This is a genomic window from Planktotalea sp. (genome assembly GCF_049680325.1).
In the GTDB taxonomy this organism is placed as follows: Bacteria; Pseudomonadota; Alphaproteobacteria; order Rhodobacterales; family Rhodobacteraceae; genus Planktotalea.
On the sequence record NZ_JBAUHO010000169.1, the window covers coordinates 1 to 13,781 of the forward strand.

General features: G+C 57.1%; 17 protein-coding genes. 10 read left to right on the forward strand and 7 right to left on the reverse strand.

The window, feature by feature from the left end:
• The 4 genes from WBC85_RS07775 to WBC85_RS07790 all read left to right on the forward strand — a co-directional run.
• Positions 1 to 312 (forward strand): hypothetical protein (locus WBC85_RS07775; protein WP_424434865.1); only part of this gene is annotated, 312 nt, incomplete at its 5' end.
• 3 nt (positions 313 to 315) lie between these two features.
• Positions 316 to 522, forward strand: coding sequence for a helix-turn-helix transcriptional regulator (locus WBC85_RS07780; RefSeq protein WP_424434868.1), 207 nt, complete (start codon positions 316 to 318; stop codon positions 520 to 522).
• A gap of 1 nt (position 523) precedes the next feature.
• Positions 524 to 1,507, forward strand: a complete 984-nt coding sequence (locus WBC85_RS07785) for an alpha/beta hydrolase (protein WP_424434871.1) — start codon at positions 524 to 526, stop codon at positions 1,505 to 1,507.
• Positions 1,504 to 2,268 carry a squalene/phytoene synthase family protein gene (locus WBC85_RS07790; RefSeq protein WP_424434874.1) on the forward strand — a complete coding sequence of 255 codons (765 nt, stop codon included), beginning with the start codon at positions 1,504 to 1,506 and terminating at the stop codon, positions 2,266 to 2,268. Before WBC85_RS07785 ends, WBC85_RS07790 begins: the two co-directional genes overlap by 4 nt.
• 4 nt (positions 2,269 to 2,272) lie before the next feature.
• Here WBC85_RS07790 and WBC85_RS07795 read toward each other — a convergent pair whose 3' ends face one another.
• From WBC85_RS07795 to cobA, 3 genes are read right to left on the reverse strand one after another with little or no spacing between them, the layout of a single operon-like run.
• The gene (locus WBC85_RS07795) at positions 2,273 to 3,484 is read right to left on the reverse strand and encodes an MFS transporter (protein ID WP_424434877.1); all 1,212 of its coding nucleotides are present in this window, start codon (positions 3,482 to 3,484) and stop codon (positions 2,273 to 2,275) included.
• Positions 3,485 to 3,526: 42 nt separating this feature from the next.
• Positions 3,527 to 4,801, reverse strand: a complete 1,275-nt coding sequence (locus tag WBC85_RS07800; RefSeq protein WP_424434880.1) for a cobyrinate a,c-diamide synthase — start codon at positions 4,799 to 4,801, stop codon at positions 3,527 to 3,529.
• Positions 4,798 to 5,661, reverse strand: a complete 864-nt coding sequence (gene cobA / locus WBC85_RS07805) for a uroporphyrinogen-III C-methyltransferase (protein ID WP_424434883.1) — start codon at positions 5,659 to 5,661, stop codon at positions 4,798 to 4,800. Before cobA ends, WBC85_RS07800 begins: the two co-directional genes overlap by 4 nt.
• A gap of 97 nt (positions 5,662 to 5,758) precedes the next feature.
• Here cobA and WBC85_RS07810 point away from each other — a divergent pair, with 97 nt between their 5' ends.
• The 6 genes from WBC85_RS07810 to WBC85_RS07835 all read left to right on the forward strand — a co-directional run bounded on the left by WBC85_RS07810 (position 5,759) and on the right by WBC85_RS07835 (position 10,282).
• Positions 5,759 to 6,799 (forward strand): cobalt-precorrin-5B (C(1))-methyltransferase, encoded by a 1,041-nt coding sequence (locus tag WBC85_RS07810; RefSeq protein WP_424434886.1) that lies wholly within the window; start codon positions 5,759 to 5,761, stop codon positions 6,797 to 6,799.
• The gene (locus WBC85_RS07815; protein ID WP_424434889.1) at positions 6,796 to 7,527 is read left to right on the forward strand and encodes a cobalt-precorrin-6A reductase; all 732 of its coding nucleotides are present in this window, start codon (positions 6,796 to 6,798) and stop codon (positions 7,525 to 7,527) included. Before WBC85_RS07810 ends, WBC85_RS07815 begins: the two co-directional genes overlap by 4 nt.
• Positions 7,520 to 8,149 (forward strand): DNA-3-methyladenine glycosylase family protein, encoded by a 630-nt coding sequence (locus WBC85_RS07820; RefSeq protein ID WP_424434892.1) that lies wholly within the window; start codon positions 7,520 to 7,522, stop codon positions 8,147 to 8,149. The genes WBC85_RS07815 and WBC85_RS07820 overlap by 8 nt, the downstream gene beginning before the upstream one ends.
• Complete coding sequence (locus tag WBC85_RS07825; protein ID WP_424434895.1) at positions 8,146 to 8,811, forward strand: alpha/beta hydrolase; 666 nt, start codon at positions 8,146 to 8,148, stop codon at positions 8,809 to 8,811. Before WBC85_RS07820 ends, WBC85_RS07825 begins: the two co-directional genes overlap by 4 nt.
• 269 nt (positions 8,812 to 9,080) lie before the next feature.
• Positions 9,081 to 9,671 carry an HNH endonuclease gene (locus WBC85_RS07830; protein WP_424434898.1) on the forward strand — a complete coding sequence of 197 codons (591 nt, stop codon included), beginning with the start codon at positions 9,081 to 9,083 and terminating at the stop codon, positions 9,669 to 9,671.
• Between the two features lie 44 nt (positions 9,672 to 9,715).
• Positions 9,716 to 10,282: a GNAT family N-acetyltransferase gene (locus WBC85_RS07835; RefSeq protein ID WP_424434901.1), complete on the forward strand. Its 567-nt coding sequence runs from the start codon at positions 9,716 to 9,718 to the stop codon at positions 10,280 to 10,282.
• A 25-nt stretch (positions 10,283 to 10,307) separates the two neighbouring features.
• Here the strand turns inward: WBC85_RS07835 and rsgA are convergent, their stop codons facing one another.
• From rsgA to WBC85_RS07855, 4 genes are all read right to left on the reverse strand, one after another.
• Positions 10,308 to 11,375: a ribosome small subunit-dependent GTPase A gene (gene rsgA, locus WBC85_RS07840; RefSeq protein WP_424434904.1), complete on the reverse strand. Its 1,068-nt coding sequence runs from the start codon at positions 11,373 to 11,375 to the stop codon at positions 10,308 to 10,310.
• 82 nt (positions 11,376 to 11,457) lie between these two features.
• Entirely contained in the window at positions 11,458 to 11,964 is a 507-nt protein-coding gene (locus WBC85_RS07845) for a bactofilin family protein (protein ID WP_424434907.1), read from the reverse strand.
• On the reverse strand, positions 11,954 to 13,252 hold the full coding sequence (locus tag WBC85_RS07850; RefSeq protein WP_424434910.1) for a DUF5930 domain-containing protein: 1,299 nt from the start codon (positions 13,250 to 13,252) through the stop codon (positions 11,954 to 11,956). Before WBC85_RS07850 ends, WBC85_RS07845 begins: the two co-directional genes overlap by 11 nt.
• A 198-nt stretch (positions 13,253 to 13,450) precedes the next feature.
• Positions 13,451 to 13,781 (reverse strand): DUF455 family protein (locus tag WBC85_RS07855; protein ID WP_424434913.1); only part of this gene is annotated, 331 nt, incomplete at its 5' end.

Sequence of the window (13,781 nt, forward strand, 5' to 3'; positions counted from 1 at the left end):
CTGTGGGATACACCGCAGCCATTCTCGCCTTGGCTACCAGGCGCGACTGGCATAAGCGCCGCAATAGTGATTTCCCTTTCTGCCTTTGCCGCAGGCGCACGCAACACAGGCATCGCGATGGACGAGCTTTATCGCCTTGAATGGGGCCGCGCGGTGCAATTTTCTTACTGGCTTGGCCTTGTTCTATTCATTGTCGCATCATTCGCGGTTGCACGCGGGTGGGTGGGGCAAAGCACTGGCATTGCCGCCTTTGGAACTGCCTATGGTGCGTCGCCCTTGCTGCTCTTTTGCGTCATAACGTTGCGGGGCTAAGCCATGGCCGAGCTACACAACACGCTAAAAGAGCTGCGAAGCGAAAAAGGGTTCACGCAAGCCTCGCTCGCTGAAAAAGTCGGCGTGTCGCGCAAGACAATCAATACAATCGAGAACCGGGTGTTCGTGCCCTCAACCTTGCTTTCCATGCAAATCGCACAGGCGCTTGGCGTCACGGTGCATGATATTTTCTACATGAAAGACGACTGATATGCTTATGACAATCTTGAAGTTTTCAGCGGTAAGCCTCGTGATTACCGCATTGATAGCCCTTGGCCTGATTGCCTCTGATCGCCCCAAGGTGTTTTCCGAGAAAGACGCCGAAGCAGGGTTGGATTTTGAAAGCACAATCGCGCGCGGGTTTGCCGAAATCCCAGAGCAGAACAGCGTCAAGATGAAGGACGGCTGGGACATGCCCGTGCGCCGTTATGGCAGCAAAGCAGCGGACAAGCCTTTGTTGATACTGGTGCATGGATCAGGATGGGTCGGATTGCAATTTAACAGCATTGCCAGTGCGTTGGCGGATGACGCTTATGTTGTTGTCCCTGATCTGCGGGGCCATGGCGCTGCGCCCGAGCGACGCGGGGATGTGGACTACATCAACCAGATGGAGGACGATCTGGCAGAGCTCATCGACGCAGAACACATGCAAGGCCAGCAAGTTGTGCTTGCCGGGCATTCTTCCGGCGGTGGCCTTGTGGTGCGCTTTGCAGGCGGTGCCCATGGGACCATGATGGATCAAGCAATCCTGCTTGCGCCATTCCTGAAATACAATGCGCCGACGACGCGCCAAAACTCTGGCGGTTGGGCCCATACGATGACACGGCGCATCATCGGCTTGTCGATGCTCAACACCTTCAAGATCACTGCGTTGAACTATCTTCCGATCATTCAATTCAATATGCCCGAAGCTGCACGTCAGGGGAAATATGGACATCTTGCGACGTTGCGCTATTCCTACCGCTTGAACACAGGCTTTGCTCCGCGCATGGATTATCTTAAGGATATCGCGGCATTGCCCGACTTCACATTGATCGCGGGGACGCAGGACGAGGCATTCTTCGCGGACAAGTATCAAGAGGTTATGAGCGCAGTGACAGACAAAGGCAGTTATCACTTGATCGAAGGTGAAACCCATCTGAGCGTCATCGACGCTGCTGAAACCTTGGCGCTGATTAAGGATGCGCTGAAATGAGCGCACCTAGCTGGCACGCTTGCGCCGCGATTGTCGAGCGGGGGGATCCCCCCCGTTTTCGCGCGGCCATGGCCGCACCAGCCGAAGTGCGCGCAGTGCTTTTCCCGATCTATGCGGCCAATGTCGAAATTTCGCGCGCGCCTTGGGTGACGCAGGAACCAATGATTGCAGAGATGCGCCTACAGTGGTGGCGCGATGTTATGGAAGAAATCGTCGAAGGGCGCGAGGTTCGCCGTCACGAGGTGGCAACGCCGCTTGCAGCTGTTCTTAGCAAGGCAGGCGCAGAGGCGCTGGATCAACTGATCGCGGCGCGGCGCTGGGACATCTATAAGGACGCCTTCGAGGATGAGGCGGCCTTTATGGCCTATCTGGAAGATACTGCGGGCGGATTGCTTTTCGCGGCCTGTGATGCGCTTGGAACTGCGGATCGGCTAGCCGCGAAGGATGCCGGCTATGCCGCTGGATTGGCCGGGTTTTTTCAGGCAATCCCGGCATTGGAAGCGGCAAAACGTGTGCCGTTACTGGATGGGCGAAATGACGCGATTGCCGCCTTGGCACATGGCGCATTAAGCCGTCTGAAATCCGCGCGCAAGAGCCGCGCAAAGCTTGCGAAAGAGGCGTGTATTTCGCTTTGGCACGTCGAGCCGATCCTGCGTCAAGCCGCGCATGATCCGTCAGCCGTGGGCGAGGGGCGCCTAGAGGTGCCTGCGTTCAAATCATCGCTTCGTCTGTCCAAAGCTGCGCTTTTGGGACGTTGGTAACGGGTTAGGCAACGTCCATTGATTTCGGGCGCATCACGAGCCAGATAAGCGCAGAGCCTGCGAGCGCAAGGAACGGGATCATCGCAAGGTTCACAGCCGTCCAGCCCTGTACCGGATCACCGCCCGAGCAATTCATCAAACCGCCCGACGCAAGCGATGCCATAGTCACGCCGCCGAACACGAACAGATCGTTCATACCCTGAACACGTCCGCGATCACGCGGCCCATGGGCCGACGTCAGCATCGCAGTTGCGCCGATAAAGCCGAAGTTCCAGCCGATACCGAGCAGGATAAGTGCGATAAAGAAGTTTTCAATGTCAACGCCGTTAAGCGCAACAACGCCCGCCGCCGCAAGGATAACAAGGCCCGCGCCTACGATCTTTTCCACGCCAAAGCGTGCAATCAGATGGCCCGTAAAGAAGGAAGGGATGAACATCGCAAGCACATGGCCAGTGACAACATCTGCCGCGGTGTTGGTTTCATACCCGCACCCGACAACCGCCAGGGGCGTCGAGGTCATCACAAGGTTCATCAAGGCATATGACACCATACCGCAAATCATCGCGACGGCGATACGCGGCGTCTTTAACAATTCGAGCCGGCTTTTGGCCGCTGGTGCATCTTCGGCGGGCGCTGCGGGGGGCGGGATGTTGATGAAAAGGAATAGCGCAGAGCCGATAACGTTGATTGCAATAACAACGGCATAGGTGCCAAGGAAGGGAACAACATAGGCGTCGGCCGTAAGTTTTACCAATTGTGGGCCAATGATTGCGGCGGCAAGGCCACCCGCCATAACGTAGGAAATCGCCTTTGGCCGGAACTCGTCACTCGCCGTGTCGGCGGCGGCAAAGCGGTAAAAGCCCTGCGCGCTCATATAAAGGCCCGTAAAGAAGCTGCCGAACAGGAATAACGGGAAGGACGCATAGTAAAGCGCGATCGCGCCGATCAAGCCGCCCAAGGCACCGCCAGCAGTGCCGATCCAAAAGCCAGCGCGGCGCCCGTATTTCTGCATCACTGCCGAAATCGGCGTTGCGGCGCACATAGACCCAATGACCACCATCGAGATCGGCATTGTCGCAAAGCAGATGTTGGACGCCAGCGATTGGCCTGCAAGACCCGCAATTGTAAATAGCATCGGCATCTGAGCACCCAAAAGGGCCTGGGCCAGAATGAGGATGAAAACGGTACGGCGGGGTGATGAAATGGCTTGAGTCATGAATCTTGCCTTACGCCTGCATTGCAAGCCTCGCAAGCGTACTTATGCTGCATCAATGATATGGGCGAAGGAACCGCTAATGTGACCTTGCGTCAAACCCATGTCGGGCAGGGCAGTGCCTTCTGCATCTTGAGCATGAAACAGCGGAGTGCCTTGCGCGCGCAGTGTGCTAGCATAGTGGAATTCATGGGCATTCCATTTGCCCTGAAACGGGCCTTCAAGTGCAGTGAGCGTGCGGTAACCAAGGTGCAATCGACGCGCGGCGAAGGAGGTTTCCAGCGGCAGCAACCCGGCCATTGCGTGTCGCGTTCCTTGCGCGTCGATCAAGCCGTCACCAAGCATCATGTAGCCGCCGCATTCACCGTAAACGGGTTTGTTCACTCCATGTGCGCGCAGGGAAGCAAGGAAGCGATCTGCACTGGCAAGCTGTCCGGCGTAAAGCTCTGGATAACCACCGGGAAGAAAGACGAAATCAGCATCGGGCACAGGCGCGTTTTCAAGCGGTGAAAAGGGCAGAATTTCAGCGCCCGCCCTGTGCCAGTCTTGCAAAATGTGCGGATAGGCAAAGGCAAAAGCGCGGTCTTGCGCAATAGCGATCCGCTGCGCGGGGGGAGCGATCGGGCTTGCAACAGGTGCGGTGGGTAGCAATCTTGCGAAATCGCTTAGCGCGACTAGATCAACGTTTTCGTCAACTAGATCTGCCGCTTTTTCGATGAACTCGTTCAAATTGGCGCGCTCTTGCGCTTGCACCAAACCTAGGTGGCGGGAGGGCGTTTCAATCCCGGCGCTGCGCGGGATTGCGCCAAGCACCGGAACGTTAAGAGGTTCGATCGCGCGGCGCAGCATGGCTTCATGGCGCGCGCTGCCGACTTTGTTCAGGATCACGCCAGCAATAAAAATGCTCGGATCATAATGCGTGAAACCATAAACAATAGGCGCTGCAGACTGCGCCATGCGCGCGGCATCGACAACCAGAATAACCGCAAGACCAAGCGTGCGCGCCACATCCGCAACCGAGCCGCGCCCGTCAGGCGGTGCGCCATCAAAGAGGCCCATCGCCCCTTCGATGAGAAGTGGGCCATCGCCAGCGGCAAGCGTTTTGATACGCTCGGGGCGCATTGCCCAGGCATCCAGATTGAAACAGGGCGCGCCTGCGGCGGCCTCGTGAAAGCGTGGATCAATGTAGTCCGGGCCGGATTTGGCACCGCGCACAGCGATGCCTTTGCGTTTCAGCGCGCGCAGCAGGCCAAGGGTGATTGTGGTCTTGCCAGAGCCAGAGGACGGCGCGGCAATGATAAGTCCTGAGCCGCGTTTCATGACGCTTCGGCTGGCAGGCCTCGCCCGAGCGGATCGGTGTTGCGCGGCTCGAAGCCTTGCGCCATTGCCTGCCAATCCAGTGCTTGGCGCATCAGCACAGAGCGGCCAATGCACAATATCGACGGCGGGTTCAGGCCCGCCTGTTCAATATCGCGCGCCATTGTTCCCAGCGTTGTTTCCAGCACATGTTGCTCAGGCGTTGTTGCGGATGTCACAACTGCAGCTGGTTCATTCGGATCACGGCCAGCATCAAGCAGGGCATTCGCGATCCGCTCGACATGCTTCATACCCATGTAGATCACCAACACCTGTGCGCCGTCTGCAATGGCTTTCCAGTTCAACGAAGAGGGCGTATCGCCCGTCTGATCGTGGCCGGTCACGAAAGTTACAGACTGGTTTACATCGCGGTGCGTGACCGGAATGCCCGCATAGGCAAGCCCACCAATCCCCGCGCTAATGCCGGGAATAATCCGAATGGGAACGCCATGTTGCACCAGCGTCTGGCCTTCTTCGCCGCCGCGCCCGAATACAAACGGATCGCCGCCTTTCAGGCGCAAAACACGTTTGCCCGCTTGCGCGAGTTCGACCAGATGCAAGGAAATATCGCGTTGCTTCGCGCTTGGCTTGCCGCCGCGCTTGCCCGCGTAAATATGCTTGGCCTGCGGTGCCCAATCCAGAATGGCGCTTTGAACCAGTGCGTCATAGACGATCACATCGGCCTGGCGCAGCGCATTGAGCGCATGAAGCGTCAATAGCCCGGGATCACCGGGACCAGCACCGGCAAGCCAGACCCAACCGGGCTGGAATTCGGGCCAGTCAGCACCTGGCAAGGCAGGTAGAGGTGAATGCGAGTCGCTCATGCGCCCCTTATGACCCTTGTGTGAATTATGCGAAAGTGTGCAAGCGACATGGAATGAGGAATTGGCGGCACGGATTTGCACGCCTATAGTCTGCGGGATGAGCAGGAAACCCGATACCGAATTGCGCCGTGGTTGGACCACAGGTGCCTGCGCCACTGCCGCTGTGCAGGCGGCGCTTGGCGGGTTATGGGAAGGGCGCGTGCCCGGGTCTGTGCAAATCACCCTGCCGCGCGGTGAAACCCCTGTTTTCGAAATTGCGAAAAGCGAGATCGGCGATGGCTGGGCCTATGCGGCGGTCATCAAAGATGCGGGTGATGATCCAGACGTTACGCACCACGCGTTGATTGAAGCGCGCGTAGACTGTTCAAGCGGCGGTATTGTTTTCAAAGGCGGGCAGGGCATCGGGCATGTCACGCGGCCCGGCCTTCCGATTGCGGTGGGAGAGCCTGCAATCAACCCGGTGCCGCGCCAGATGATGCAGGCGGTTGTTGTTGACACCGCGGCGCGTCTCGGTGAACGCCCTGACATCACAATTACACTAAGCGTGCCGAACGGCGCTGAACTGGCGGAAAAGACGTGGAACCCGCGTCTTGGTATTCTTGGCGGCCTGTCGATCCTTGGCACAACGGGCATCGTGCGCCCGTTTAGCTGTGCGGCTTGGATTGCCTCTATCCATCGCGGTGTCGATGTGGCGCGGGCCGAAGGGCTTGGCCGCGTTGCGGGTTGCACCGGTGCGACCAGCGAAAGGGTTGTGCAAGATATCTATGGGCTGCCAGATCACGCCATGCTCGATATGGGTGATTTTGTCGGCGGTATGTTGAAGTACATTGCCAAACATCCTGTGCCGCATGTGACGATAGGCGGCGGCATCGGTAAGATGACCAAGTTGGCCCAAGGCGCGCGTGATTTGCACTCGGGTCGCTCGCAAGTGGATTTAAAAGCGCTGGCGTTGGTTTTGGCGCGGCCGGAGGTGGCTGACATGAACACAGCTTTGCAAGCCTATGATGTCGTCGGCAGCCCGATGGCGGATTGGGTCGCGCGAAACGCACTTTTAAGCGTGCGTGCGATGCTGCCTGATAGTGTCGGCGCAGACGTGGTCGTGATTGACCGCAAGGGCGAGGTTCTGGCGCGCGCATGACGCTTCTGGTTCTGTCTGGCACGCGCGAAGGGCGCGACATTGCGGCGGCTTTGCATCGTCAAGGCATAGGCCTGATTGCATCGCTTGCCGGGGCAACGCGCAGCCCGCGCGCGCAAGAGGTTCCAACCCGCGTCGGCGGTTTCGGCGGCGCGGACGGGTTCAGGCAGTTTCTTAAAGACAGCACCATTTCGGCAGTGTTGGATGCAACCCATCCCTTTGCGAGCGAGATCACGGCGCGCACGGCGCAGATTTGCGGCGAATTGAATATTCCCTATTGCCTTTTCACGCGCCCTGAATGGATCGCATCTGAAGGCGATAACTGGACCAAGCTGGATGATGAACAAGACGCCGCGAATTATATTGAACCAGCGTCGATTGTCTTTCTCGCAACGGGGCGCAAAACGTTGGAGCGGTTTGAAAACCTGTCGTCCTGCAAATTGATATGCCGTCAGATTGACCCGCCAAACGGGCCATTTCCCTTCCCGAACGGTGAATTCCTGATTGGACGACCGCCGTTTTCGGTTGAGGACGAAATCGCCCTGTTCAAATCCTTGGGTGTTGACTGGCTTATCGTCAAAAATGCCGGCGGCAACGCCAGCTTCTCTAAACTGGACGCAGCAAGAACGTTGGGCATACGTGTCGGGATGATAAAACGTCCCGCCTTGCCTGAAGCGCGGAGTGTATCGACAATTGAACAAGCCATAGACTGGGGCAGCGCGCATGGATGAACGTGTTATCAAGGGGGATGCCTGCGTTGCAGAAGGGGCCAAATGGCTCTCGCGTTTCGATCCGCGCTTTAAGGCGGCTCTAATAGAAACCGCGCCTTTGCCATTGCGCCTTAAGCCTGAAGGGTTCGATCAGCTTCTTAACGCGATTATCGGTCAGCAGGTTTCTGTAGCCTCTGCCAACGCGATCTGGGCGCGAATGGAAGGGTTGGAGCTAACCTGCGAGGACAATATCGCAAAAGCCAGCGACGAAGATCTGCGCGCGGCAGGGCTAAGCGGGCAAAAGATGCGTTACGCCCGTGCGCTTGCCGAGGCACGTATCGATTATCCGTCCTTGCGCGCATTGCCATCTAACGAGGTGATTAAAACGCTCACCCAAGTCACAGGCATCGGCCAATGGACCGCTGAAATCTACGCGATGTTCAGCCTTGGGCGTGCGGATGTTTTCGCACATGGCGATCTGGCCCTGCAAGAAGCCGCGCGCATATTGCTTGATCTGCCAGAAAGGCCCAAAGAAAAACAAATGCGCTTGATCGCTGCTGATTGGTCGCCATGGCGTTCGGTTGCAGCGCGACTACTTTGGGCATACTACCGCGTTGCGAAATCAAGGGAAGGTATACGATGACACGAGTTCTTAATGCAGAGCGCCGCGCGCCAATTTCGGGCGAAACGCGTTCGATTGTCGTCTTCCTGCACGGTTATGGGGCCAATGGCGCCGATCTGCTCGGGCTTGCGGACCCGCTAGGCGAGCACTTGCCAGACACGCTGTTCGTCGCGCCCGATGCACCCGAGGCCTGCGCGGGCGCGCCGATGGGCTATCAATGGTTTCCGATCCCCTGGATCGACAATTCAAGCGAAGAAGAAGCCGAACGTGGCATGAACGCAGCTGTTGAAGACCTGAACGCGTTTCTTGATGCGCTCATGGTGGATGAAGACGTTCTGCCAGAGCAGGTCGTGCTTTTCGGTTTTTCGCAGGGCACAATGATGTCCTTGCATGTTGCGCCGCGCCGTGAAGACGCGGTTGCAGGCGTCGTCGGCTTTTCCGGGCGCTTGCTATCGCCGGAATCACTGGTCGACGAAGTCGTCGTGCGCCCGCCGATTTTGCTGGTTCACGGGGATGCGGATGACGTTGTGCCTGTCCAATCCTTGCCCGAAGCTGCCGAAGCACTGCAAAAGGCCGGCTTCGAAGATGTTTATGCGCACATCATGAAAGGCACCGCGCACGGCATTGCGCCTGACGGCCTTTCCGTCGCGCTGGCCTTCATGCGTGATAAGCTAAACCTGTAATCACAAAAGATAATCCTCTGAAACTTGAGATCCAGGAAGCGCCTTGAACGGCTGCTTCTTGGCGCAGGGTGGTCTATCTGAAACCGCCCGAATGCCCAAGCGTGTCTTCAGGCTTGCCAGATTGTAAACCCCATATATAGTGGCCTCAGAAAGACACAGGGCTAGGTCTGTGTCTGAACGGCGATCAGGGGAGTGATCGGCTTCAAAAGGTTGAACATCATAGGCACCGCGCGCTGCCTGACGAAATCCCGCTTTGCGGAGCGGTTCAGATGCGCTTAAGCGAGGCCAACCCGAACCTGCATGCATTGAACGCGCACCGGACTTTGGTGCTGAACGCCGACATGCAACCCCTAAGCTGGATGCCACTATCAACATGGTCTTGGCAGGAAGCCATGACCGCCGTTCTGCAAGATCGCGTTGTGCAGCTGAAGTCCTACGACGATATCGCCGTGCATTCGGCGACGCAGGCCTTCGATGTGCCAGCGGTTGTGTGTCTACGCCAGTATCACAGACGCAAAAGCGCGGCTTTCACGCGTTACAACCTTTTCCTGCGGGATGGGTTCTGTTGCCAGTACTGCGGCACCAAGAAACCCGCAAAAGATCTGACCTTTGACCACGTATTGCCCCGTTCGCGCAAAGGATCGGCGACCTTTGAGAACATCGTTGCCGCATGCCAAAGCTGTAACCTGCGCAAGAGCAACAGAACGCCGCGTGAGGCGGGAATGAAGCTGCTTCGCCAACCGCGTGTGCCAAGCCCGCATGAGTTGGACAAGATCGGGCGCTCGCTTGCGCGGGTGCAAAAAGAGTTGCATCAAACGTGGCTGGACTTTTTATATTGGGGGGCCGATCTTGACGAGTAGGCCGTGTGTTAGGAGTAAAGAGTAAGTGGCAGATAGAAAAGACGATGCAAGGTTGGAGGATTTTTTCAACCGAGCGATTGCAGGTTGTTCATTGGGGTGAGCAAATTGCGGATGCCGCGGCACGCAGCGCATTGGAGAGCGCGATTGTCGATCTGCTAAGCCCTGCGGTGCTGGAGTATTTGCCAGCGGATTTGTCATTGACTGGCGATGAAGACGCTATTGAGGATTGGATCGCCGAGCGAGACGAGGCCGGTCAGGTCTATACGGTGCGCCTTGCGGGCTCGTCCGATTTGCTGGGGCTTCTGTTTCTAGCGCTGCATACTGACGGTGATGACGAAGACGAGGATGACGAAGCCAATCCTTCGCAGGAGGATGATAGCGGCTCAGCTGTCTTGATGATCGGTTACATCATCGCGGAACCCGAATGGGGGCAGGGCTATGCGAGTGAGCTTGTAGAAGGGGTTTTGGGCGGGCTTGATGAGTTAGGGCATCCAACCGTAAGGGCGGGCGTTGCCAATGACAATGACGCCTCAGCACGGGTTCTGATAAAGAACGGATTCACGCTCAAGGACTCGCTCTCGAGCGACCATCTTGACATGTTTGAGCTCTAGGGCGCGGCACTCGGAAACGCCGTGCTTACTTTTTAGTCTTCAAATCCAGTGATTTGATGATCTTGCTCAGGTTCTTTTCCTTGTGCTTTCGCTCGGAAAGCGAGGCCGTGTTAAAGGCATCCTCCGCCACCAGTTTGCGCCAGCGATCGACGCGCGGGCGATCGATTTCACCCGTGTCCATTGCGCGCTTGACGGCGCATCCCGGTTCGCTGTCATGGGCACAATCGCGGAACTTGCACCGGGTGGCGAGCGTTTCCAGATCGGCAAACACATCACCGACACCTGCCGCAGCGTCGGTTAGCTGTAGCTCTCTCATGCCGGGCGTATCGAGCACCGCGCATCCGCTGGTGACAAAGTGTAACTGTCGCCGCGTCGTCGTATGACGGCCCTTGCTGTCACCCAAACGAACGTCGCCTGTGTCAATGTCTTGTGATCCCGCCAAAGCGTTGGCCAGCGTTGATTTCCCAACCCCTGACGAGCCAAGGAAAGCGACGGTTTGACCTGCAGCGCACCAAGGCGCAAGCGCGCTGGCCGCATCGTGCGACTTCGCGTTAAGGGCAAGCACATCGACCAGATCAGAGATGCTGCGTGCTTCCTCGACAAAGGGCGCGATGTCGCTGCATAGGTCAGGCTTGGTAATCAGGATCACTGGCGTGACCTCTGCATCAAAGGCTAGGGCGACGTAACGCTCTAACCGCGCAATGTTGAAATCCGCGTTGCAGGACGTGACGATAAAGGCTGTGTCGATATTGGCAGCGATCAGTTGCTCGAAGCGATCCTTGCCGGGCGAGCGGCGCTTGATAAGGCTTTTGCGCTCTAGCAGTTCGCTGTCTTGCGGTAATTCAGCGTTATAAAGCAGCCAATCGCCGACGGTCGCATCGGCGCGCGGTGGAAGCACGGCCTGAATATCAACACCTTGCACGGCCATGCCGCTACGATGCACGGAAGCAATGCGCACCGGCGGTGTCAGCGCCAAAGCCTCCGCATCGCTTTGCCGCGAAAAGAAGGATGACCAACCCAGCAGTGCGAGAGGATCAGGTTTGACCGCTTTTACAGATGCGCCGGGCATAAAGGCATCGTATTTTCCGCTCACGCGCTTGCCCCCGACGGCGAGGGAGACACGAAAAAGGGCCGCACAGGGCGACCCTCAATCAATAATGATACGCGGTAGGAAATCACTCGGATTTCGGCGCGCCAGTTGGAATCTTGCTTGCACCTTTGGTGTTCAGCGGATCGTCCTGACGTTGCACAGAGCCTTCGAAATGCGCACCGCTTTCGATAGCGATTGTCTTGTGGATGATGTCACCCTCGACGCGCGCTGTAGAAGTCAAACGCACCTTAAGACCGCGAACACGGCCAACAATGCGGCCATTGACGACAACATCATCCGCGATGACTTCGCCCTTGATCGTCGCTGTTTCGCCAATCGTAAGCAGATGGGCGCGAATGTCGCCTTCCACAGTGCCTTCGACTTGAATGTCGCCAGTGGTTTTCAGATTGCCAGTGATGTGCAAATCCGCAGAAAGCATAGATGCAGGTGGCTTTGCCTTTGGTGCAGATGCCTTGAATTCGCTTGCGCGTGGGGGCACGGCAGACGCAGCGGAGCTGCTTGCCTCTGATGCACTTGGTGTTGTGCCGTCTGCCTTTGGGCCGGGTTCATTGATTTTGCTTTTAGAAAACATCGTTTGCAGCCTTAATGTAGATCATCGGATTGACGGCTTTTCCACCGACACGAACTTCGTAATGTAAGTGGGTACCAGTAGAACGTCCAGTATTGCCCATATCACCAATTCGTTGCCCGCGCGAGACTCTTTGTCCAACTTTAACGCGAATTTTAGATTGATGGGCGTAGCGTGTTTCAATGCCGAACTGGTGCTGGATCTTTACCAGCTTGCCATAGCCCGACTGCCAGCCAGCGTGGATCACAACGCCATCAGCTGTTGCATAGATCGGCGTGCCATGTGCGGCGGCGAAATCTGTACCTTGGTGCATGCGGCCCCAGCGACGGCCAAACCCGGATGTAAAGCGGAAGGCGCTTTTAACAGGGGAGGCAAAGGGCGCTTTCTGCGCGGCGATACGGTAAAGGTTGAGAGAATCCATATCCTTCAGGATCTGGTTGGCGCGTTTGGTTTCGCCCGAGGGCGCTTCACCGCGCGTCGAAAAGCTGAGCGGCATCAACGGGCCACCTTGGCCAGAATAGCCTTTGCGCACTTCATTCAGAATGCGATCGGGGTTCATGCCCGCTGCGCGGAACATCTTGTCGAGCGGCTTGACCGAAACGGTCATGGCTTCTTCAAGCTGGCGGAATATCTGATCGTTCTTGTCCGCCATGACTTGCAGCTCAGACTTCATTTCTTCTGCCTTGATAAGAGCGTCCTGTGCATCGGCTACAACCTGATCGCGTTCCTGCGCGGTTGCTTCAAGCGCGGTTGTCAGAAAATCGAGCGCTGCGTTATCCGTCACACCGCTTGTCGCCGCGTCGCCACCTTCGGTGAGCGTGGCAACCTGATCGCGTGCAAGTTCACGATCTTTCATCGTCTTGCGCAGTGTCGTCTGGATTACGTCGATCCCTGTCTCAAGCTCGCGTCGACGCGTCTCGGAGGTCAGTAATTCGGACTGCATCAAGGAAATCTGGCTGAGAGCTGCGTTAAATCGCTCTTGCGCCGCAAGGGCTTCTTCAGTGCGCGCATCGCGTTCCGAGGACAGCTCGTTCAGGCGTCGCTCATAGGCTTGATGATCGCGCCGGGCTTGATCGCGAAAGTTACCCGCGCCAATCGAGTCCATCAACAAGACAGAGGTTGCAATAATCGCCCAAGCCACGATGGCAGCAGAGCCGGCAAAGCCGATCAGCTGCGTGGACGGGCGCAAGCGGATAAACCGCGTGTCCGTATCGGAGCGCAGAAACAATCTGCGCTCGGGAAAATACCGCTCAAGGAGCGAATTGATTTTTATTGAAAGCCGTGTCCGCAAACCAGCATCCCTTTATTGTCCCAACCCAATAGTGGCGCTCATTGTAGATCAGAGTGTATGATCCGCGGCACCTTGCCAATCCAATAGCCAGCGACATGCGTGCGCGCAAGTCATTTGGCCTTTGTGATTCCAATTAGGGGGAAATATATGGAAAATGTGGCAAAAATCCGCCGAACTCAAGGGCTTGATAGGATGTGTTTAATCTTGTTTCGGGTCAGGTAAATCTTCGGTCAGCGGCCAATAGAAATCGGGCGGAAGGCCGGCATCCGCGCGTTTTTCTTCGTTAAAAGGCGGCTTTAGCAGGCCATGGAAATAGCGGCGCACCAGCGCGTGAAACACCTCTTTCGGGTCCAGATTTTCGCGCCCGCACATGAAGTTGAACCACTTGGAGCCATAAGCGACATGGCTGACTTCTTCGGCATAGATGGTTTCTAAGGCCGCGACGGCCTTGTCGGCTTTGGCGTTCTGGAAGATCTTTATCATGCCGGGGGTCACATCCAGACCGCGCGCTTCGAGCACCATAGGAACC

Bases quoted from the DNA above. Each gene is read 5' to 3' on its own strand.
- WBC85_RS07780 (WP_424434868.1), top strand. From the start codon at position 316: ATGGCCGAGCTACACAACACGCTAAAAGAGCTGCGAAGCGAAAAAGGG.
- WBC85_RS07785 (WP_424434871.1), top strand. From the start codon at position 524: ATGCTTATGACAATCTTGAAGTTTTCAGCGGTAAGCCTCGTGATTACC.
- WBC85_RS07790 (WP_424434874.1), top strand. From the start codon at position 1,504: ATGAGCGCACCTAGCTGGCACGCTTGCGCCGCGATTGTCGAGCGGGGG.
- WBC85_RS07795 (WP_424434877.1), bottom strand. From the start codon at position 3,484: ATGACTCAAGCCATTTCATCACCCCGCCGTACCGTTTTCATCCTCATT.
- WBC85_RS07800 (WP_424434880.1), bottom strand. From the start codon at position 4,801: ATGAAACGCGGCTCAGGACTTATCATTGCCGCGCCGTCCTCTGGCTCT.
- cobA (WP_424434883.1), bottom strand. From the start codon at position 5,661: ATGAGCGACTCGCATTCACCTCTACCTGCCTTGCCAGGTGCTGACTGG.
- WBC85_RS07810 (WP_424434886.1), top strand. From the start codon at position 5,759: ATGAGCAGGAAACCCGATACCGAATTGCGCCGTGGTTGGACCACAGGT.
- WBC85_RS07815 (WP_424434889.1), top strand. From the start codon at position 6,796: ATGACGCTTCTGGTTCTGTCTGGCACGCGCGAAGGGCGCGACATTGCG.
- WBC85_RS07820 (WP_424434892.1), top strand. From the start codon at position 7,520: ATGGATGAACGTGTTATCAAGGGGGATGCCTGCGTTGCAGAAGGGGCC.
- WBC85_RS07825 (WP_424434895.1), top strand. From the start codon at position 8,146: ATGACACGAGTTCTTAATGCAGAGCGCCGCGCGCCAATTTCGGGCGAA.
- WBC85_RS07830 (WP_424434898.1), top strand. From the start codon at position 9,081: ATGCGCTTAAGCGAGGCCAACCCGAACCTGCATGCATTGAACGCGCAC.
- WBC85_RS07835 (WP_424434901.1), top strand. From the start codon at position 9,716: ATGCAAGGTTGGAGGATTTTTTCAACCGAGCGATTGCAGGTTGTTCAT.
- WBC85_RS07845 (WP_424434907.1), bottom strand. From the start codon at position 11,964: ATGTTTTCTAAAAGCAAAATCAATGAACCCGGCCCAAAGGCAGACGGC.